The following is an 18472-nucleotide window of genomic DNA, read 5'->3' as shown; positions in this document are numbered from 1 at the left end:
GGGAGCCGTCCCAACACCCCGCGCCCGGCGCCGCGTTTCGTGCGAAGCTGGGGAGCATGAGCGTCGATGTGCCCCGCAATATCGTCCTTCTCCGGCACGCCAAGGCCGACTGGCCCCAGGTGGCGGACCATGAGCGGCCTCTCGCCGAGCGAGGCCGTCAGGACGCCCCGGCGGCGGGCGAATGGCTCGCCGAACACGGCATCAATCCGCAACTGACCCTCTGCTCGACCGCGATCCGGACCCGCGAGACCTGGAAGCTCGCCGTCCACCAGCTCCCGAAGCGCCCCAAGACCGTCTACGAGGACCGGTTGTACGAGGCGGCGCCCGGCCAGATCATCGAGGTGATCAACGAAGCGCCGGACGAGGTGCGGGACTTGCTGGTGATCGGCCACAACCCCGGCATGCAGGGCGTCGCCGACGTCCTCGCGGGCCGCGGCGACGAGGACGCGATGGCGCGGCTCGCCCGCGGCTTCTCCACGGCGGCGATCGCCGTGCTCCGCTTCAGCGGGCCCTGGAAGTCCGTCGAGCCCGGCACGGCCGAGCTGACGGACTTCTGGGCGCCCCGCTAGGCACGCGGCCCTGCCCGGCCCGCTGGCCCGTTCAGTCCCCGGACGGCGATCTCCGGAGCGGCCGTCGTGAGGGTGTCCCCCTCGTCGTCGGCCGCCCCGTCGTCCGCCGCCTCGACCTCCTCGCGCGTGATGCCGAGCAGATAGAGCACGGTGTCCAGGAACGGCACGTTGACGGCGGTGTGCGCGGCCTCGCGGACCACGGGCTTCGCGTTGAAGGCCACACCGAGGCCGGCGGTGTTGAGCATGTCCAGGTCGTTGGCGCCGTCGCCGATCGCGACGGTCTGCGCCAGCGGCACCCCCGCCTCGACGGCGAACCGGCGCAGCAGCCGTGCCTTGCCCGCGCGGTCCACGATCTCGCCCGTGACCCGGCCCGTGAACTTCCCGTCCTCGATCTCCAGGGTGTTGGCGGAGGCGAAGTCCAGGCCCAGCTCGTCCTTGAGTGCGTCGGTGACCTGCGTGAAGCCGCCGGAGACCACGCCGACCTGGAAGCCGAGCCGCTTGAGCGTACGGACGAGCGTGCGCGCCCCCGGAGTGAGCCGCACCTCCTTGCGGACCTTGTCCACCACCGACGCGTCGAGCCCCGCGAGGAGTTCGACGCGCGCGTGCAGCGACTGCTCGAAGTCCAGCTCGCCGCGCATCGCCCGCGCGGTCACCTCGGCGACCTCGGCCTCGCAGCCCGCGTGGGCGGCGAACAGCTCGATCACCTCGTCCTGGATCAGCGTCGAGTCCACGTCCATGACGACCAGCCGCTGTGCCCGGCGCTGGAGTCCGGAGGCGACGACGGCGACGTCCACGCCGTGCTTGACGGCCTCCAGCGCCAGCGACGTCCGCAGCGGCGCCGTCTCGGCCCCGGACACGTCGAACTCGACGGCGAGCACGGGGTACTTCGCGAGCCGGAAGATACGGTCGATGTTGCCGCCGGTCGAGGTGATGCTGGCCGTTATGGCCGCCGTCGACTCCGCGGTCAGGGGGTGGCCCAGCACGGTCACGTGCGAACGGCCCGTGCCGCGCGGCCGGTTGTCGCCCGTGCCCGAGATGATCTCGGCCTCCAGCCGCATGGACTCGGCCCAACTGTGGACGGTAGCGCGCAGCTCACCCTCCGTCGCCGTGCCGGCGGTCGGCGAGGTGACCAGCGCGCAGAGCGTGATCCTGCCTCGGGTGACGAGCTGCTCGATGTCGACGACCTCCACCGCGAAGGCCGCGAGGGTGTCGAAGAGTCCGGCCGTGATGCCGGGCTGGTCCTTGCCGAAGATCTTGACGAGGAGCGTCGGAGTCTCGGCGTACGAAGGTGGCGGGGCGAGAGGTGCGCTCATGGTTCTCTCACAGTAGCGGCTGTGGGGCGTGCGCCTCCTCGGGGGGCGCTGTCCCGCACTCCCCCCGCACCTCGCCTCAACCCCAGCTCCACCCCCGCGCAACCCGCACGTGAGCCAGGGGCGACGCACGGTCACCGGGTCCCGCGATCCCTCAGCGGCGGCCGTCCTCCGGAGGCTCGCGCCGGTCCCGTCCGGCGCCGGGCGGCGGCGGTCCGGGAGGGGGCGGCTCGGGGCGCGCGGGGGGCCGCAGCGTCTCCCCGTCCACGGTCGGCTCGGTGTACGGGCTGCGCCCTTCCGCCTGGCGCCGGTACGGGTTCGGCTGCCCCTCGCCGCTGCCGCGCGGTCCCGCCGGAGGCCAGTACGGACCGCGCTCGTACGCGATCGAGGGATACGTGCGCGACGCGTCGTACGTACCCCCCGCACGCCCCGCCGTACTCTCCGTGACCGCCCCGGGCCCCATCGCGTACACCGAGGCGTGCCGGCCCGCCGCGCCCGTCGCGCAGGCCAGCAGGGCTCCCGCGAAACCGGCGAGCGCGCCCCAGGCACAGCCCAGGAGCAGCGCCTCCGTGACGCTGCCCCGCATCTCGATCCCCGCCCCGTAGGCGTCGACGCCGAGCACCGAGAGCCCCGCGTCCGCCGAGAGGGCGGTCACCCACACCAGGAGCGGCCAGGCCAGGCCGGTGACGATCCCGAGCCGCAGCCCGCAGCGCACCGCGAACGGCAGCGCCCGCGCGCCCCTGCGCGGCGTCCGCGCGGCCGTCAGGACCCCGGCCGTCAGCATCGCCAGCACGGCGGCGACGACCAGCAGCCACACCCGTCCGTCCAACTCGGCGAGGTCGCGGACGGTCACCCCGCCCCCCTCGGCCCGCCGCATCACATCGTCGAGCGGATCGGGCAGCAGCCGGGACATGGCCCCCGAGGAGTGGCCGCTCCAGCCGACGAAGAGGCCGAGCGGCATACCCGTCCACGTCCCGTTCGGCGCGCCCACGAGCGCGGCGCCCAGCACGCGCCTCGGGTGCGGGTCGCCCACGGCCGCGTACGCGGCGGCGGCCAGCCCTGCGACCACCGTGACCAGCGCCACCTGCGTGAACGCCGAGGCCGCGGGCCGCACCGTACGGTGCACGCCGTCCCAGAACCGGCCCGGCGGCAGCGGCGTGAACCGCGAGGCGGCCAGCGCGACGAGCAGCACCCCGGCCGCCCAGCACGCGCCCGTCAGCACCGTCGGCAGCAGCTCGACGCGGAAGCCGACGTCCGCCTTCGCCCTGGCCAGGTCGCCGACGCGGTCGAGGAAGCCGCCGCCGATGTCGCCGAGCACCCCGCCGCCCAGCTCGTCCTCGACCTTGCCCCTCAGCTCGTCGGCCCCCAGCGCGGAGCCGTCGATCGTCACGGTCGAGCGCCCGGCCCAGGCCAGCGCCCCCAGCGAGGCGGTGAAGAGGACCAGCGTCGTGCCCGTACGGGCCACCAGCTCGCCCCGCCGCAGGGGGCCGCGCACGCGGGCGCCGCGCAGGCCCCGCAGGAAGACGAGCGCCAGCAGCAGCGCCCCCGTGAGGGCCACGCCCAGGGGCATCACGTCCAGCGCCGCGTCGGCCTCGGCGCCCTGGAGGCCGAAGACGCGCACGTCGCCGTCGGGGACGACGGAGCCGCCCACCGCCAGCGCGACCGCGGCGGCCGTGAGCGCGCCCAGCGAGCCCGCCGCGTCGGCGTCCAGCAGGTGGAGCCCCAGCGCCGCGACGCCCGTCATGCCGAGCAGCGACCAGCCGACGGCCGCGAGGGAGGTCAGCAGGATCCCGGCGAGCGGGAGGCGGGGGGAGGCGGGTGCGGGGGCCCGGTCCTCGTGTGCGACCGTGTGCATGGCGGCTCCGAAACGTATCCCAGTTGTCCGCATCAGTCATGATCAGAGCGGATCCATGGGTACTTCTACTGTCCGAGCCGGTATCGCCCCGGTCAACGGGGCTTGACAGGGCTCTTCTTCCGGGTCGGCTTCCTGTTGAGCGGCCAAGCCTGAAATAGTTCCCCACGATGTTCGCCATCCCTAGACTCCCTTTCCGCAGGGGGTACCTCGGGGGACAACTTTGTGGGGCATGGAGTGCCGGAACTCGTACTGGAATTGAACGGACAGACCTGGACGCTGGACCCGTCCAGGGCGTACACGCTCGGTCGCGATCCGCAGGGCGACGTGGTGATCGAGGACGCCAGGGTCTCCTGGCGGCACGCCACGGTGCGCTGGGGAGGGCGAAGCTGGGTCATAGAGGACCACGGCAGCACGAACGGCACCTATGTGCAGGGGCGGCGGCTTCAGCAGCTTGAAGTGGGCCCCGGGATGAGCGTTCACCTGGGCAACGCCACCGACGGTCCCCAGCTCAACTTCTCCGGGGAGGGCGCCGCGGGGGCGCCCGTCTCGACCGCCGCCGACAACATGTACAGCGCCCAGACGGTGGCCCCGGAGGCACGTCAGGGCGCGGCCCAGGCCGCACCGCCGCAGGCGGCGCCCCAGGCCCAGCCGGGCCCGGGCGGTCCCGGTGCCCCCGGCTGGTCGCCTCAGCAGACGCAACAGCCTCAGCAGCCCCAGCACCAGCAGCAGCCCGGCTGGCAGCAGCAGGGCTCGCACGTACCGCAGCAGGCGCACCAGCAGGCCGCCCAGGCCCAGGCGCCCCAGGCGCAGTACGCCCAGCAGGGCCCGCCGCAGCAGCGGCCGCCCCAGCAGGGCATGCCGGGCCAGGGGCAGGGCCCGGGCCACGGCGCGGGCCCGCAGGGCGTCCCCGGCGGCGACCGCAGCCCGACGACGTTCCACCAGGTCGCCGTCGGCCGCGTCATGCAGATCGGCCGTGCGCTGGAGAACGACCTGGTCGTCTCCGACCTGCAGGTCTCACGCCACCACGCCGAGTTCCGTGCCTCGCCCGACGGCCGCTGCGAGATCCGCGACCTCGGCAGCCACAACGGCACGTACATCAACGGCCAGCCGCTGCCCAAGGGCGGCTCGGCCGTCATCACGCCGCAGGACACGGTCGGCGTCGGCCACTCCACGTTCCGGCTGGTCGGCGACCGCCTCGAGGAGTTCGTCGACACCGGTGAGGTCTCCTTCTCGGCCCGCCACCTGACCGTGAAGGTCGACGGCGGCAAGGTGATCCTCAACAACGTCACCTTCGGCGTCCCCGAGAAGTCGCTGATCGGCGTCATCGGCCCCTCCGGTTCCGGCAAGTCCACGCTGCTGCGTGCCCTCACCGGCTACCGCCCGGCCGACGTCGGAGAGGTCCTCTACGACAACAGGAACCTCTACCAGCACTTCGCCGAGCTGCGGCAGCGCATCGGCCTCGTCCCGCAGGACGACATCCTGCACAAGGAGCTGAAGGTCAGGACCGCGCTGCGGCTCGCCGCCAAGCTCCGCTTCCCCGGCGACGTCGCGGACGCCGAGCGCAACGCGCGCGTCGAGGAGGTCCTGGCCGAGCTGAAGCTCGACATCCACGCGACCAAGAAGATCACGTCCCTCTCCGGCGGTCAGCGCAAGCGCGTCTCGGTCGCCCTGGAGCTGCTGACCAAGCCGTCGCTGATCTTCCTGGACGAGCCGACCTCGGGCCTCGACCCGGGCATGGACCGCGACGTCATGCAGCTCCTGCGCGGGCTGGCCGACGACGGCCGCACGGTCCTCGTCGTCACCCACTCCGTGGCGGAGCTCCAGCTCTGCGACAAGCTCCTGGTGATGGCGCCCGGCGGCGGCGTGGCCTACTTCGGCCCGCCCGAGGAGGCCCTGAACTTCTTCGGGTACGACTCGTGGGCCGACGTCTTCTCCGCCTTCGAGAACTACCGCGACTACGACTGGATGGGCCGCTGGCAGGGCTCGCAGCACTACCAGATGTACGCGGCGGACCTCGACTCCGTCGCCCCGCAGGCCCAGCAGGTGTCGGCGCCGTCCGCGCACATGCAGAAGCCGCAGAGCTGGGGCTCCCAGCTATGGACGCTCATCCGCCGCTACGTGTCGGTGATCGCGTCCGACAAGGGCTTCATGGCGCTGATGCTGATCCTGCCCGCCGTGCTCGGCGTCGTCAGCACCGTGATCCCCGCGGAGCACGGCCTGGCGCCGAACCCGAACCCGAAGCTCTCCAACTCGGCGGCGGGCACGATCATGCTGATCCTCGCGGTCGGCATGTGCTTCTCCGGAGCGGCCAACTCCGTCCGTGAGCTGATCAAGGAACGCGTGATCTACGAACGGGAACGCGCGACCGGCCTGTCCCGGTCCGCGTACCTGATGTCGAAGGTCATCGTGCTCGGGCTCGTCACCGCCGTCCAGGGCGGCATCATCTGCGCCATCGGCCTCACGCCGCGCAAGCTCCCCGAGGACGGCGTCATCCTGCCGCCCGCGCTGGAGGTCTGCCTGGCGGTCATCGCCCTCGGCTTCACCTCGATGATGTTCGGCCTGATCATCTCCTCGCTGGTGAAGACGGCGGAGAAGACGATGCCGCTGCTGGTGATGTTCGCGATCGTCCAGGTCGTGTTCACCGGCGTGCTCTTCCAGATCTACGGCAAGCTCGGCGTCGAGCAGCTCGCCTGGCTGATGCCCTCGCGCTGGGCCGTCGGCGCCTCCGGCGCCACGCTCGACCTCGCGCACACGATGCCGCCGTGGGACCGCGACAACCCCACGGACCTCGACCCGCTGTGGGAGAACTCCACGGGCATCTGGGCGCTCGACATGTTCGTCCTGCTCGCCATGGGCATCGCCTGCGGCTTCGTCGTGGCCCGCCTGCTGCGGCGCCACGAGCCGGAGGTCATGCGCAAGTAGCGCGCGGCACGGACGAGGAACAGCGCACGTACGAGGAAGGGCGGCACCCCCGGACCGGGGGTGCCGCCCTTCTCCCGTGGGGGGACGGTCAGTACCAGTTGTTGGCCTGCCAGAACGACCACGCGCCGCACGGGCTGCCGTACGTGGACTTCATGTAGCTCAGGCCCCACTTGATCTGCGTGGCCGGATTGGTGCGCCAGTCCGCGCCCGCCGATGCCATCTTCGAGCCGGGCAGGGCCTGGACGAGCCCGTACGCGCCGCTGCTCGCGTTCTGCGCGTTCACGCGCCACCCGCTCTCGCGCTCGACGATCTGCGAGAAGCACTGGAACTGCGCGTCGTCGCCGATGATCTGCCGCGCGATCTGCTGCGGCGAACCCGAGGGCGCGGCCGGGGCGGCGGAGCGCCCGGCGGACGGGGTGGACGGGGCGGACGAGGCAGGGGCGCGCTCCGCGGAGCGGCTCGCGGCGCCCTTCCGGGCGCGCTCGGCGGCGGCCTTCGCCGCCTCCGCCTTCCGCTTCTTCTCCGCGGCCTCGGCCTTACGGGCATCCGCAGCGCGCTTCACGGCCTCCGCCTTCTTCTTCGCGGCGGCCTTCTTCGCCGCCTCCGCCTTCCGCTTCGCCTCCGCCCGCGCGCGCTCGCCCGCCTGGGCCGACTGCTCCTGGACGCTCTTCCGCTGCGTCTCCGGGCCCTGCTGCGCCATCTTCCAGGCCACCGGCTGCACCGCGATGTCGCCCCCGGCCACCTCGACCTCGCCCTCGTCCTGTCCGGAACCGAGCCCCGTCGTGAGCACCGTGGCCCCCACGGCGGCGACGCCCGCGGCCGCGGAGATCTTCTGGAGCCGGGTGAAGCGGCGCGGCCGGCGATGCTGCGGCGCGGAGCCCTGGGAAGCGGACATACGGAGGGGAACCTCTCTCGACGGGGAAACCGCTGGGAAGCCGCTGGGGAACCGCGAGGCGGCCTGCGGCGCGGGCCATTCTTAGCGGCGGGCGAAGAAAGGGGCAAAGGTCCCGATTACTACCCCGCTTCGTGGCGCCCCGCCCGCCCCTTCGCCCCCTCCCGTCGCCCGCCCCGCGGAACCGCATCCTGCTCCCACTAAGCACCCCCGTATGTGACATCCGTCCTGTGCCGGGCCTCACACAGGGGTGCCCGCTAGGTCCCCGGACCTAGGACCAGGGCCCCGCCCCCGGCACGGCCGCTGCCCGATACCGCCGCCGCACCCCGCCGGTACGGTGATCGGCATGGTCCCCCGTTCCGGACTCGCCGCCGTCAGCGCAGCTCTGCTCGCCATGAACAGACAGCTCGACGTGCGCGAGGTCCTCCAGACGATCGTCGCCTCGGCCCGCGATCTCCTCGACGCCGAATACGCGGCGCTCGGTGTGCCCGACGACCACGGCGGCTTCGCCCAGTTCGTCGTCGCGGGCGTCAGCGACCGGCAGTGGAAGGCGATCGGCCCCCTGCCCCGCCAGCACGGCATCCTCGCCGCGATGCTGCAGGACGCCACGCCCCAGCGCCTCGCCGACGTCCGTAAGGACTCCCGCTTCGGCGGCTGGCCCAAGGCACACCCCGACATGTCCGACTTCCTGGGCATGCCCATCGCCGACGGCGAGGAGGTCCTCGGCGCCCTCTTCCTCGCCAACAAGCACTGCGCACCCGGCGAGCGCCCCACCACCCGCAAGGGCACCTGCGCCTTCACCGAGGACGACGAGGAGCTGCTGCGCCTCCTCGCCCAGCACGCCGCCATAGCCCTCACCAACGCGCGGCTCTACGAGCGCAGCCGCGAGCTGACCATCGCCGGCGAGCGCGCCCGCATCGGCCACGAGCTGCACGACGCCGTCGCCCAGAAGCTCTTCTCCCTCCGCCTCACCGCGCAGGCCGCGACCGCGCTCGTCGACCGCGACCCGGACCGCGCCAAGGCAGAGCTGCACGAGATCGCCCGCCTCTCCGCCGAGGCCGCCGACGAACTGCGCGCCGCCGTCGTCGAGATGCGCCCCACGGCGCTGGACGAGGACGGCCTGGTCGCCACCCTGCGCACCCAGGCCGGAGTCCTGGACCGCGCCCACTCCGCCGCCGTCACCTTCACCTGCGAGGGCGTACGGGCGCTGCCCGCGGCCCAGGAGGAGGCCCTGCTCCGCGTCGCCCAGGAGGCCCTGCACAACGCCCTCCGGCACGCACAGGCGGCCCGCGTCGACGTCGCGCTCGTACGCCGCGGCGCCGGTGCCGTCCTCACCGTGACCGACGACGGCACCGGGTTCGACCCCGGCGCCGTCCGCAGCGCGGGCCGCCACCTCGGCCTCGTCTCCATGCGGGACAGGGCCAACGGCGTCGGCGGCACGCTGACCGTCCAGTCGGAGCCCGGCAAGGGCACCGCAGTCGAAATGGAGGTGCCCGGTGGCTGACCCGATCCGTGTGCTGCTCGTCGACGACCACCAGGTCGTACGGCGCGGGCTGCGCACGTTCCTGGAAGTGCAGGACGACATCGAGGTCGTGGGGGAGGCGGCAGACGGCGACGAGGGCGTGGCCCGCGCCGAGGAGCTGCGCCCCGACATCATCCTCATGGACGTCAAGATGCCGGGCACCGACGGCATCGAGGCGCTGCGCAAGCTCCGCGAGGGCGGCAACCCGGTCCGCGTCCTGGTCGTCACCAGCTTCACCGAGCAGCGCACGGTCGTCCCGGCCCTGCGCGCGGGCGCCGCCGGGTACGTCTACAAGGACGTCGACCCCGAGGCGCTCGCCGGAGCCATCCGCTCCGTCCACGCGGGTCACGTCCTGCTCCAGCCCGAGGTCGCGGGCGCCCTGCTCTCCGACGACGACGCGTACGGCAGCGCGGGGCGCGGCTCGGCGCTGACCGAACGCGAGCGCGAGGTCCTCGGCCTCATCGCCGACGGCCGCTCCAACCGCGAGATCGCCCGCGCCCTGGTCCTCTCGGAGAAGACCGTGAAGACCCATGTGTCGAACATCCTGATGAAGCTCGATCTCGCGGACCGCACCCAGGCGGCCCTGTGGGCGGTGCGTCACGGGCTGACAGGCTGAGATTCATACTGTCGTGTGGTCGTCTTCTCGACGGCGCATCCTCACTGACCGTGACCCGTTCTCCATGGCGTGCCGCGGCGGCTGGCCGCGGCCACTCGCAAGGAGGGTCAAGACAGTGAAGAACCTGAAGAGGGCAGCGGCGGTGACCATGGCCGCCAGCGGCGTGCTGGCCGCGAGCGCCGGCGCCGCCGCCGCGCACGGGGGCGCGACCGCCAACGGTGTTGCCACCAAGTCGCCCGGCGTCGGTTCGGGGAACCAGGCTCAGCTCCCCGTCCACGTCCCGGTGAACGCGACGGGCAACACCGCCTCGGTCGTCGGCATCCTCAACCCCGCCTTCGCCAACGGCAGCGTCAACCACTGACGTTGATCCGCCGATTGGGCCGAACGAGCGGATGACGCGCCCGGACCGTGCCGTCCGCCTCGGCCCGTCCGTTTCTCAGCGTGCGGTCCCCTCCGGGGGGCCGCGAACTCCAGGAGGACCACCCCATGAACACCGCCAAGAAGGCCGCACTCGTGATCGCCGCCGCAGGCGTCGCCACCGGTGCGACCGCTGGCTCAGCGTTCGCCACCGGAGGAGCCGCCGCCAACGGCGGGGCGCACCACTCGCCGGGTGTGGGCTCGGGCAACTCAGTCCAGGCCCCCGTCCACGTCCCGGTGAACTTCTCGGGCAACTCCGTCAACGTCGTCGGAGTGCTCAATTCCGCCTTCGGGAACCAGGCGCAGAACGTCTGATCTGCGCCCCCTCCAGGGAAGCGACAGGCCCTGCGGACCACGCGGTCCACAGGGCCTGTCGCATGTCTCCCCGCCCCTCAGGGGCGCTCCGCGTCCCGTCGCCGCTCCGTCTCCTCCGCGTACGCGTTGTAGGCCGCGACCTGCGCCCGCCGCGCCGTCCGCTCGACCGGGCGCAGCGCCTCCGAGCGCGCCGCGATCTCCGACGCGCTGACCGCGCCGCCGTGCGCCCGCCCGTCGCCCCCGTCCCCGTACGCGATGGAGACCAGGGCGCCCACCCGCTGCGCCAGTTCGAGCACCCGTACCGCGCGCGGCGGATAGCCCGGCGCCAGCAGCTTGCGCCCCGCCTCCATCCGCGCCCGGTACGCCTCCAGGGCCGCGTCCGCCACCGGCCCCGAACCGGCCACGTCCAGCCGCGTCAGCAGCTCCGTCGCGTCCCGCATCGCCTCGGCCAGTTCCCGCTCGGCCTCACCCAGCGACGGCACGTCGGCCGGCGGCGCCTCCCGTACGGGCAGGCACTCCCAGGCCACCTCCACATGCGTGTCCTCCGGGTCCACGTCCCCGCCCCCGGGCCCCGCCTCGGTCACCACCGGCACGAGCCCCACCCCGGCACCCCGGACGACCACCGCCTCACCGGCCTCCAGCGCATGGGCGTTGAACTCCGGAGGGCCGCTCAGACCCAGCGGATGCCCCGGCGCGGGGAGCGCCACCAGCAGGCTCGAAGCGCCCCGCGCGCGCAACTGCCCGAGCGCGAGCGTCAGCCCGGCCGGGCCCTCCTGCGAGCCCGGCGTCACCACGCGGTGCCGGGCGTCGTCCCCTGTGATCCGCTCGGCCGCCTCGTCGGGTGAGACGAGACCGGCGATCAGCGCGTTACCCCAGGCGGCCAGCCGCCCGGAACGAGGTTCCATGAGCATGAACCAAGCCTAGGGAACGTACGTCGGACACGGTGGCGTAGGTTTTCCCTGGGGAATGTGCCCACAGGCACAAAAACGCGACTGCAATAGGAGACAACGCGCTCATGAGCGAAGTACTGGAGCTGGTGGACGTATCCGTGGTCCGCGACGGACGTGCTCTGGTGGACGACGTCTCCTGGTCCGTGAAGGAGGGCGAGCGCTGGGTCATCCTCGGCCCGAACGGCGCGGGCAAGACCACCCTGCTCAACATCGCCTCCACGTACCTCTTCCCGAGCAGCGGCACCGCCACGATCCTCGGTGAACGGCTCGGCTCGGTCGACGTCTTCGACCTGCGCCCCCGCGTCGGGATGGCCAGCATCGCGATGGCCGACAAGCTGCCCAAGCGCCAGACCGTGCTGGAGACCGTGCTCACCGCGGCGTACGGCATGACCGCGCACTGGCAGGAGAGCTACGAGAAGGTCGACGAGGAGCGCGCCCTCGCCTTCCTCGACCGCCTCGGCATGAACGACCTGCTCGACCGGAAGTTCGGCACCCTCTCCGAGGGCGAGCGCAAGCGGACCATGATCGCCCGCGCCATGATGACCGACCCCGAACTGCTGCTGCTCGACGAGCCCGCCGCGGGGCTCGACCTCGGCGGGCGCGAGGACCTCGTGCGCCGTCTCGGACGGCTCGCGCGCGACCCGTACGCCCCCTCGATGCTCATGGTCACGCACCATGTCGAGGAGATCGCGCCGGGCTTCACCCATGTCCTGATGCTCCGCCAGGGACAGGTGCTGGCCGCGGGCCCGATCGAGACCGAACTGACCTCCCGGAACCTCTCCCTCTGCTTCGGCCTGCCCCTGGTCGTGGAGATGAACGGGGACCGCTGGACCGCACAGGGCCTGCCGCTGCGCTGATCGCGGGCCTACCATGGCGGTGTGGACGCTTGGGTCTGGTGGCTGGTCGCCGCCGCAGCGCTGGGAATCCCGCTCGTGCTCACCGCCATGCCGGAGTTCGGCATGCTCGCCGTCGGGGGCGTCGCGGGCGCCGTCACGGCCGGACTGGGCGGGGGGCCCGTGGCGCAGGTCGTCGTCTTCGCCGCCGTCTCCACCGCGTTGATCCTCGTGGTGCGCCCCGTCGCCCGCCGGATGCGGGCGGAGCGCCCCGAGCTCACCAGCGGCGTCGAGGCGCTCAAGGGGCGACAGGCCCTCGTGCTGGAAAAGGTCGACGGCCACGGCGGCCGTATCAAGCTCGCGGGAGAGGTCTGGTCGGCCCGCTCGCTCGACTCGGACGAGAGCTACGAACCCGGTAGTCAAGTGGACGTCGTCGAGATCGACGGGGCCACCGCTGTCGTGATGTGATAGCGCACAGCAACCGTACGAGCAGCAACTCTTGACGCACCGTCATATAAAGAATGCAGGGGGCAAACGGCGATGGACGCCATCATCATCGTCCTGATCATCCTGGTGGTGCTTGTCTTCATCGCACTCATCAAGACGATCCAGGTCATCCCGCAGGCGAGCGCCGCCATCGTGGAGCGGTTCGGCCGCTATACGCGCACCCTGAACGCCGGCCTCAACATCGTGGTGCCGTTCATCGACACCGTCCGCAACCGTGTGGACCTCCGCGAGCAGGTCGTCCCGTTCCCCCCGCAGCCGGTGATCACCCAGGACAACCTGGTCGTGAACATCGACACCGTCATCTACTACCAGGTGACCGACGCCCGCGCCGCGACGTACGAGGTCGCGAGCTACATCCAGGCGATCGAGCAGCTTACCGTCACCACGCTGCGCAACATCATCGGCGGCATGGACCTGGAGCGCACCCTGACCTCCCGCGAGGAGATCAACGCGGCGCTGCGCGGCGTCCTCGACGAGGCCACCGGCAAGTGGGGCATCCGCGTCAACCGCGTCGAGCTCAAGGCCATCGAGCCCCCGACCTCCATCCAGGACTCGATGGAGAAGCAGATGCGCGCCGACCGCGACAAGCGCGCCGCGATCCTCCAGGCCGAGGGTGTCCGCCAGTCGCAGATCCTCACCGCCGAGGGTGAGAAGCAGTCCGCGATCCTCCGCGCCGAGGGCGAGTCCCGCTCCGCCGCCCTCCGCGCCGAGGGCGAGGCCCAGGCGATCCGTACGGTGTTCGAGTCCATCCACGCCGGCGACCCGGACCAGAAGCTGCTCTCCTACCAGTACCTCCAGATGCTCCCGAAGATCGCCGAGGGCGACGCCAACAAGCTCTGGATCGTCCCCAGCGAGATCGGCGACGCGCTCAAGGGCCTCGGCGGCGCGCTCGACGGCTTCCGCCCCGGCGGCGGCGACAGCGGCGGCAGCGGCGGCAAGCCCCAGGCGCCGGGTACGCCCGCCACCCCCGGCATCACCAAGTCGCCCCGCGAGCAGCCCCCGCTCGACTCCTGACCCGTACCCCTCGGGCATGATCGGTGGCACAGACACCGATCAACCCGAGGGGTTACGCGTGACCATCTGGGAGGCCCTGGCCGTCTTCGCCGCAGGCATCGGCGCGGGCACCATCAACACCGTCGTCGGCTCCGGCACGCTGATCACCTTCCCGGTGCTCCTCGCCACGGGCCTCTCCCCGGTCACCGCCAACGTGTCCAACTCCCTGGGCCTCGTGCCCGGTTCGATCAGCGGGGCCATCGGCTACCGCGCCGAACTCCGCGGCCAGCGCCAGCGCGTCCTGCGCCTCAGCGCCGCCGCCCTCCTCGGCGGACTCGGCGGCGCGATCCTGCTCGTCACCCTGCCGTCCAGCGCCTTCGACATGATCGTCCCGGTGCTCGTGGCGATCGCCCTGGTCCTGGTCGTCCTCCAGCCCCGCCTCGCCCGCGCCGTCCAGGCCCGCCGCGAACGGAACGGCAGCGAGGCCCACCCCCACGGAGGCCTGCCCCTCCAGGCGGGCATCCTCTGCTCCAGCGCCTATGGCGGCTACTTCGGCGCGGCCCAGGGCATCATCTACCTCGGCTTCATGGGCGCCCTGCTCAACGACGACCTCCAGCGCCTCAACGCCGTCAAGAACGTGCTGAGCGCCGTTGTGAACGGCGTCGCCGCGATCTTCTTCCTCTTCGTCGCCGAGTTCGACTGGCTGGTCGTCGTCCTCATCGCCGTCGGCTCAGCACTCGGGGGCCAGCTCGGCGCCCGTATAGGTCGCAAGCTGGCCCCCGGAGTCCTGCGGGGCGTCATCGTAGCCGTCGGCATCGTCGCCATCGTGCAGCTCGTCCTCCGCTGACGCCCGGACCGCCTAGGCTCCCCGCGCTCAGGCCGACGCGGGCACCGCCGACGGCCGGCCGCGGCCGCTCACGGTCAGCCACTCCGGCAGCGACTCGCCCTCCTTGAGCCCGAGGGCCAGCAGCAGGGCGTCCGCCGGTGTCGGCTCGAACGGCTTCCGCAGCAGCGTCATCCCCGCCTGCCCCGGCGTCCGGTCGGCCTTGCGGTGATTGTCCGCCGCACACGCCGCGACCGTGTTCAGCCAGGTGTCCCCGCCGCCGCGCGACCGGGGAACGACATGATCCACCGTGGTCGCCCGGCGCCCGCAGTACGCGCACCGGTGCTGGTCCCGTACGAGGACCCCGCGCCGCGACCACGGTGCCCGTTGTCGGAAGGGCACCCTCACGTACCGGCACAGCCTGATCACCTGTGGCACCGGAAGCTCCAGATTCGCGGCGCGCACACGGAGGCCGGGGTGCGACTGCTCGACGACGGCCTTGTCCTGCATGACCAGCACGACAGCGCGCCGCAGCGTCACCGTCGACAGCGGCTCGAAGCTCGCGTTGAGAACCAGCGTCTCCCGCATCCCGCCCACCTCCCACTCACCGGCCCGCCCCGGCGGCGGGTGGCTCCACTGTGCCGGTGTCCTCGCAGGCCGACAACGCAATTTCCCCGCGTTGTACGGGAGATGGCGGAAGCGGAAACAGCGCGGGGAAAGCGGAAGAACGCGGGAGAACCGGGGAGAACGAGGAAGAACGCGGGCGGAAGGAAGAACACAGGCAGCCGGCGCGGTCATCCGGCCCCCGGCCGGACTCCGGCAGGCGAAAGGACGCAGACACGAGCGCCCAGCCGCCCCCGTCGCGGCGGTGCGCGCGGTACCGACTGCCCGAAAGAAACAGTGCGCCGCGCGGGACGCGCGGCGCAACGGATTTATGCGTACGGAAAAGAGACCGGTCAGTCCCCGGCGGGAATGCCGTACTCGCCGACGAGCTGACCGCGGCCGATCGCCTTGAACCGCAGATTGAAGCCCACCACCGCGGGCGACGCGTCCGCGTCAGGGCCCAGCTTCTCGCTCTCGACCGCGTAGACCGTGAAGACGTAACGGTGGTCGCCGTCCCCGGGCGGCGGGGCCGCGCCCCCGAAATCACGGGTCCCGTAGTCGTTCCGTACGTGGACGGCGCCCTCGGGGAGCCCCTTCATGTCGCCCGTACCCGCCCCCGCGGGCAGCTCGGTCACGTCCGCCGGGATGTCGATCACCGACCAGTGCCAGAAGCCGCTCCCGGTCGGCGCGTCGGGGTCGAAGCAGGTGACCGCGAAGCTCTTCGTCTCCGGCGGGAAGCCCTCCCACCGCAGATGGGGCGAGGTGTTCCCCTCGGCGTACACCTGCGCGGAACCCAGGGTGCCACCCTCCTGGACGTCGTCACTCGTCACTCGGAACGACGGCACCGGGGGATGGAAGTCATGGGGGAGTGGGCGCCGCTGCTGGTCCGTCACGTCGGATCCTCCTCATCGCGCGAATCGCTGTACCGGCCAGCCTAACGAGCCTGAACGCCGGTCTTTGCCACCATGTCCAAGTGCGTCGGCACGCGCTCATCCACCCCTGCCCCATGCCCCGAGACTGACCACGACGAGACTCCGAAGCGGTGGTGCGACCCATGACCAGCCCCGTGGAACTGCCCGAACTGCCCCAGGACGACCTGCCCGGCCTCTTCGACGGCACCGTGCCGCCCGGCGTCTACCGGCTGCCCTCCGTGGGGCCCGACGCCCTGATGCAGGCCGACGCCGCCGGATGGGTCGACGCCGTGGTGGACCTGGCGGGCGTCACGACCAAGGCCGAGTTCATGGACCGCTGCGTCGGCGGCCTCGAACTCCCCGAGTACTTCGGCCGCAACTGGGACGCCCTCGCCGATGTCCTCACCGACCTCTCCTGGTGGGGCGAGACCCGCGGCTACCTCGTCCTCGTGACGAGCTGGTCGGCCTTCGAGGAGGCGGCGCCCCGGGAAGCCGACGCCGCGGCCGAGATCTTCACCGCGGCCGTCGGCTTCTGGGCCGTACGGGAGACGCCGCTCACCGTCCTGCTCGGCTAGAACCAGTTGCGCTTGCCGCCCACCTCGGACAGCCACTGGTTCAGGTACGCGTTCCAGTCCGTCTGCTGGTAGCTCGCGAAGTCCACCTGGAAGGCGCGGTACGAGTCGCTGCCCTCGGAGAACAGGCCCGGCTTCTTGTCCATCTCCAGCACGACGTCCATCCCGCGCGAGTCCGCGACGAAGGACAGCTCGACCTGGTTCAGCCCCCGGTACTGCTGCGGCGCGAAGAACTCGATCTCCTGGTAGAAGGGGAGCTGCTGCCGGGTGCCCCGGATGCGGCCCTTCTCCATGTCGGCGGACTTGAAGCGGAAGCCGAGCTGGATGAACGCGTCGAGGATTGCCTGCTGCGCGGGCAGCGGGTGGACGCTCACCGGGTCCAGGTCCGTCGAGTCGACCGCCCGCGCGATGGCCAGCTCGGTCGTCAGCCCCAGGTTCATCCCGGCCAGGTGCTGCCCGTCCACGTCCGTGATCGGCGTCTCCCACGGGACCTCGAAGCTGAACGGCACCGCGTGCTGCGCCCCCTCCTGCAGGGTGATCGCCCCGCCGAGCTGCTGCCGCGCGAACTCGATGTTCTGCTTCATCTCCCCGTCGTTGGTCTCCACCTCGACCTTCGCCTGAAGACCCACGGACAGCCCCTGGATCTCCTGCGCGACGGACCCGCCCTCGATGCGGACCTCACCCTGGATGACGCCACCGGGCACCGCGTTCGGCTCGTGCAGCACCGTGTCCACCGACGCGCCACCCATGCCCACGCTCGCGAACAGCTTCTTGAAGCCCATCTCATTCCTCCCCACGCCGGGACGCGTTCCGCCCCGGCCGACTCGTTACGACTAGGTACGCCCCGGGCGGCTCCCCGGTTCCTCCGGGGCCGGACCCGATCGGTCCGCTCGCGCGCTCCAGTACGCTCGGAGGGCATGATCGCAGGCCGAGACACCGCACTGGACACCCCCGGCGCCCTCGTACCGCTTCCCCGCTCCTTCTTCGACCGCCCTGTCCTGGATGTCGCACCCGACCTGCTCGGCCAGGTCCTGGTCCGTACGACAGAGGAGGGCCCGGTGGAGCTGCGCATCACCGAGGTCGAGGCGTACGCGGGCGAGGCAGACCCCGGCTCCCACGCGTACCGGGGACGTACGCAGCGGAACGCGTCCATGTTCGGCCCGCCCGGCCACGCCTACGTCTACTTCATCTACGGGATGTGGTGGAGCCTCAACCTCGTCTGCGGCCCGGAGGGCCACGCGAGCGGTGTCCTGCTGCGCGGGGGCGAGATCCGCAGGGGCCAGGACCAGGCCCGCCGGCGCCGACCGAAGGCCCGCAAGGACACAGAACTGGCCAAGGGCCCGGCCCGCCTGGCGACGGCCCTCGATGTCGACCGTGCCCTCAACGGCACCGACCTGTGCACCGTCGACGACACGGCCCCGCTCCGCGTCTTCGCAGGTGACCGGGCACATGAGAGCAGTGTCCGAAGCGGGCCCCGCACGGGAGTGGGCGGGGAGGGAGCCCACCACCCCTGGCGCTTCTGGATCGCCGACGACCCGACAGTGAGCCCATACCGGCCACACCAGCCGAGGCGCCGCCGGAGCTGACTTGACGCAGGTGGGACCGAGGCCTAATGTTGGTCGAGCCGCTTGAAACGGGACGGCCAGTCACCGAGACCTCAGAGTCCAGTGAGAACACCTCCCACAAGCGGCAAACTCACTACCTACGACACACCCCAAGCTGGGGTCGCTTTCGGCACGCCGAAAACAGACTCCAGAAGCCCGATTAGGAGCTTCCGGGGAAATCCGTTAACGTAGTGGACACACCGAAGGGAAGCGCCCGGAGAAACCGGTGAAATGGTTTCGAAGGAAGCGTCCGTTCCT

At 71.8% G+C, this 18472-nt stretch carries 19 protein-coding genes; 12 read left to right on the top strand and 7 right to left on the bottom strand.

Annotated elements, in window-relative coordinates; translation table 11 throughout:
• Window positions 1-56: 56 nt before the first annotated feature.
• Window positions 57-569, top strand: a complete 513-nt coding sequence (locus ABD343_RS19870; RefSeq protein WP_344530042.1) for a SixA phosphatase family protein — start codon at window positions 57-59, stop codon at window positions 567-569.
• Here ABD343_RS19870 and serB read toward each other — a convergent pair.
• Together serB and ABD343_RS19860 are read right to left on the bottom strand one after the other, a co-directional pair.
• On the bottom strand, window positions 566-1882 hold the full coding sequence (gene serB, locus ABD343_RS19865; protein WP_344530040.1) for a phosphoserine phosphatase SerB: 1317 nt from the start codon (window positions 1880-1882) through the stop codon (window positions 566-568). The two genes, ABD343_RS19870 and serB, sit on opposite strands and share 4 nt — an antisense overlap.
• 151 nt (window positions 1883-2033) lie before the next feature.
• The gene (locus ABD343_RS19860; protein WP_344530038.1) at window positions 2034-3734 is read right to left on the bottom strand and encodes a streptophobe family protein; all 1701 of its coding nucleotides are present in this window, start codon (window positions 3732-3734) and stop codon (window positions 2034-2036) included.
• Between the two features lie 234 nt (window positions 3735-3968).
• On the opposite strand from ABD343_RS19860, the gene ABD343_RS19855 reads away from it, so the two are divergent.
• The gene (locus tag ABD343_RS19855) at window positions 3969-6656 is read left to right on the top strand and encodes an ABC transporter ATP-binding protein/permease (protein WP_344530036.1); all 2688 of its coding nucleotides are present in this window, start codon (window positions 3969-3971) and stop codon (window positions 6654-6656) included.
• 88 nt (window positions 6657-6744) lie between these two features.
• On the opposite strand, the gene ABD343_RS19850 is transcribed toward ABD343_RS19855, so the two are convergent.
• Window positions 6745-7551 (bottom strand): aggregation-promoting factor C-terminal-like domain-containing protein, encoded by an 807-nt coding sequence (locus ABD343_RS19850; RefSeq protein WP_344530034.1) that lies wholly within the window; start codon window positions 7549-7551, stop codon window positions 6745-6747.
• Between the two features lie 343 nt (window positions 7552-7894).
• Here ABD343_RS19850 and ABD343_RS19845 point away from each other — a divergent pair, with 343 nt between their 5' ends.
• From ABD343_RS19845 to ABD343_RS19830, 4 genes are all read left to right on the top strand, one after another.
• Window positions 7895-9052, top strand: coding sequence for a GAF domain-containing sensor histidine kinase (locus ABD343_RS19845; protein ID WP_425578227.1), 1158 nt, complete (start codon window positions 7895-7897; stop codon window positions 9050-9052).
• On the top strand, window positions 9045-9686 hold the full coding sequence (locus ABD343_RS19840; protein WP_344530032.1) for a response regulator: 642 nt from the start codon (window positions 9045-9047) through the stop codon (window positions 9684-9686). Before ABD343_RS19845 ends, ABD343_RS19840 begins: the two co-directional genes overlap by 8 nt.
• A 115-nt stretch (window positions 9687-9801) precedes the next feature.
• Complete coding sequence (locus ABD343_RS19835) at window positions 9802-10047, top strand: chaplin (RefSeq protein ID WP_344530031.1); 246 nt, start codon at window positions 9802-9804, stop codon at window positions 10045-10047.
• A gap of 125 nt (window positions 10048-10172) precedes the next feature.
• On the top strand, window positions 10173-10418 hold the full coding sequence (locus ABD343_RS19830; protein ID WP_344530029.1) for a chaplin: 246 nt from the start codon (window positions 10173-10175) through the stop codon (window positions 10416-10418).
• 77 nt (window positions 10419-10495) lie between these two features.
• On the opposite strand, the gene ABD343_RS19825 is transcribed toward ABD343_RS19830, so the two are convergent.
• Window positions 10496-11329, bottom strand: a complete 834-nt coding sequence (locus tag ABD343_RS19825) for a hypothetical protein (protein ID WP_344530027.1) — start codon at window positions 11327-11329, stop codon at window positions 10496-10498.
• A gap of 104 nt (window positions 11330-11433) precedes the next feature.
• Here ABD343_RS19825 and ABD343_RS19820 point away from each other — a divergent pair, with 104 nt between their 5' ends.
• The 4 genes from ABD343_RS19820 to ABD343_RS19805 all read left to right on the top strand — a co-directional run bounded on the left by ABD343_RS19820 (window position 11434) and on the right by ABD343_RS19805 (window position 14548).
• Window positions 11434-12225, top strand: coding sequence for an ABC transporter ATP-binding protein (locus ABD343_RS19820; protein WP_344530025.1), 792 nt, complete (start codon window positions 11434-11436; stop codon window positions 12223-12225).
• A gap of 21 nt (window positions 12226-12246) precedes the next feature.
• Entirely contained in the window at window positions 12247-12669 is a 423-nt protein-coding gene (locus ABD343_RS19815) for an NfeD family protein (RefSeq protein ID WP_344530023.1), read from the top strand.
• A 72-nt stretch (window positions 12670-12741) separates the two neighbouring features.
• On the top strand, window positions 12742-13722 hold the full coding sequence (locus ABD343_RS19810; protein ID WP_344530022.1) for an SPFH domain-containing protein: 981 nt from the start codon (window positions 12742-12744) through the stop codon (window positions 13720-13722).
• Window positions 13723-13780: 58 nt separating this feature from the next.
• Window positions 13781-14548, top strand: a complete 768-nt coding sequence (locus ABD343_RS19805) for a sulfite exporter TauE/SafE family protein (RefSeq protein ID WP_344530020.1) — start codon at window positions 13781-13783, stop codon at window positions 14546-14548.
• A 27-nt stretch (window positions 14549-14575) separates the two neighbouring features.
• Here ABD343_RS19805 and ABD343_RS19800 read toward each other — a convergent pair whose 3' ends face one another.
• Complete coding sequence (locus ABD343_RS19800) at window positions 14576-15112, bottom strand: HNH endonuclease (protein ID WP_344530018.1); 537 nt, start codon at window positions 15110-15112, stop codon at window positions 14576-14578.
• Window positions 15113-15480: 368 nt separating this feature from the next.
• On the bottom strand, window positions 15481-16020 hold the full coding sequence (locus ABD343_RS19795; protein WP_344530016.1) for a YbhB/YbcL family Raf kinase inhibitor-like protein: 540 nt from the start codon (window positions 16018-16020) through the stop codon (window positions 15481-15483).
• A 161-nt stretch (window positions 16021-16181) separates the two neighbouring features.
• Here ABD343_RS19795 and ABD343_RS19790 point away from each other — a divergent pair, with 161 nt between their 5' ends.
• Window positions 16182-16613 (top strand): barstar family protein, encoded by a 432-nt coding sequence (locus ABD343_RS19790; protein ID WP_344530014.1) that lies wholly within the window; start codon window positions 16182-16184, stop codon window positions 16611-16613.
• Here ABD343_RS19790 and ABD343_RS19785 read toward each other — a convergent pair.
• Window positions 16610-17392 (bottom strand): sporulation protein, encoded by a 783-nt coding sequence (locus ABD343_RS19785; protein WP_344530012.1) that lies wholly within the window; start codon window positions 17390-17392, stop codon window positions 16610-16612. The genes ABD343_RS19790 and ABD343_RS19785 overlap by 4 nt on opposite strands.
• A 135-nt stretch (window positions 17393-17527) precedes the next feature.
• Here ABD343_RS19785 and ABD343_RS19780 point away from each other — a divergent pair, with 135 nt between their 5' ends.
• A complete protein-coding gene (locus ABD343_RS19780) occupies window positions 17528-18196 on the top strand; it encodes a DNA-3-methyladenine glycosylase (RefSeq protein ID WP_344530010.1) in 669 nt (222 codons plus the stop codon).
• The last annotated feature ends 276 nt before the right edge of the window (window positions 18197-18472 follow it).

The sequence above is a fragment of the Streptomyces albiaxialis genome (assembly GCF_039530985.1).
In the GTDB taxonomy this organism is placed as follows: domain Bacteria; phylum Actinomycetota; class Actinomycetes; order Streptomycetales; family Streptomycetaceae; genus Streptomyces; species Streptomyces albiaxialis.
Note: the sequence above shows the minus strand (reverse complement) of the source record. Positions and strands in the feature narration are given on the sequence as shown.

Excerpts from the sequence above, each read along its gene's own strand:
- ABD343_RS19870 (WP_344530042.1), top strand. The coding sequence starts at position 57 with ATGAGCGTCGATGTGCCCCGCAATATCGTCCTTCTCCGGCACGCCAAG.
- serB (WP_344530040.1), bottom strand. The coding sequence starts at position 1,882 with ATGAGCGCACCTCTCGCCCCGCCACCTTCGTACGCCGAGACTCCGACG.
- ABD343_RS19860 (WP_344530038.1), bottom strand. The coding sequence starts at position 3,734 with ATGCACACGGTCGCACACGAGGACCGGGCCCCCGCACCCGCCTCCCCC.
- ABD343_RS19850 (WP_344530034.1), bottom strand. The coding sequence starts at position 7,551 with ATGTCCGCTTCCCAGGGCTCCGCGCCGCAGCATCGCCGGCCGCGCCGC.
- ABD343_RS19845 (WP_425578227.1), top strand. The coding sequence starts at position 7,895 with ATGGTCCCCCGTTCCGGACTCGCCGCCGTCAGCGCAGCTCTGCTCGCC.
- ABD343_RS19830 (WP_344530029.1), top strand. The coding sequence starts at position 10,173 with ATGAACACCGCCAAGAAGGCCGCACTCGTGATCGCCGCCGCAGGCGTC.
- ABD343_RS19825 (WP_344530027.1), bottom strand. The coding sequence starts at position 11,329 with ATGCTCATGGAACCTCGTTCCGGGCGGCTGGCCGCCTGGGGTAACGCG.
- ABD343_RS19820 (WP_344530025.1), top strand. The coding sequence starts at position 11,434 with ATGAGCGAAGTACTGGAGCTGGTGGACGTATCCGTGGTCCGCGACGGA.
- ABD343_RS19810 (WP_344530022.1), top strand. The coding sequence starts at position 12,742 with ATGGACGCCATCATCATCGTCCTGATCATCCTGGTGGTGCTTGTCTTC.
- ABD343_RS19800 (WP_344530018.1), bottom strand. The coding sequence starts at position 15,112 with ATGCGGGAGACGCTGGTTCTCAACGCGAGCTTCGAGCCGCTGTCGACG.
- ABD343_RS19790 (WP_344530014.1), top strand. The coding sequence starts at position 16,182 with ATGACCAGCCCCGTGGAACTGCCCGAACTGCCCCAGGACGACCTGCCC.
- ABD343_RS19785 (WP_344530012.1), bottom strand. The coding sequence starts at position 17,392 with ATGGGCTTCAAGAAGCTGTTCGCGAGCGTGGGCATGGGTGGCGCGTCG.
- ABD343_RS19780 (WP_344530010.1), top strand. The coding sequence starts at position 17,528 with ATGATCGCAGGCCGAGACACCGCACTGGACACCCCCGGCGCCCTCGTA.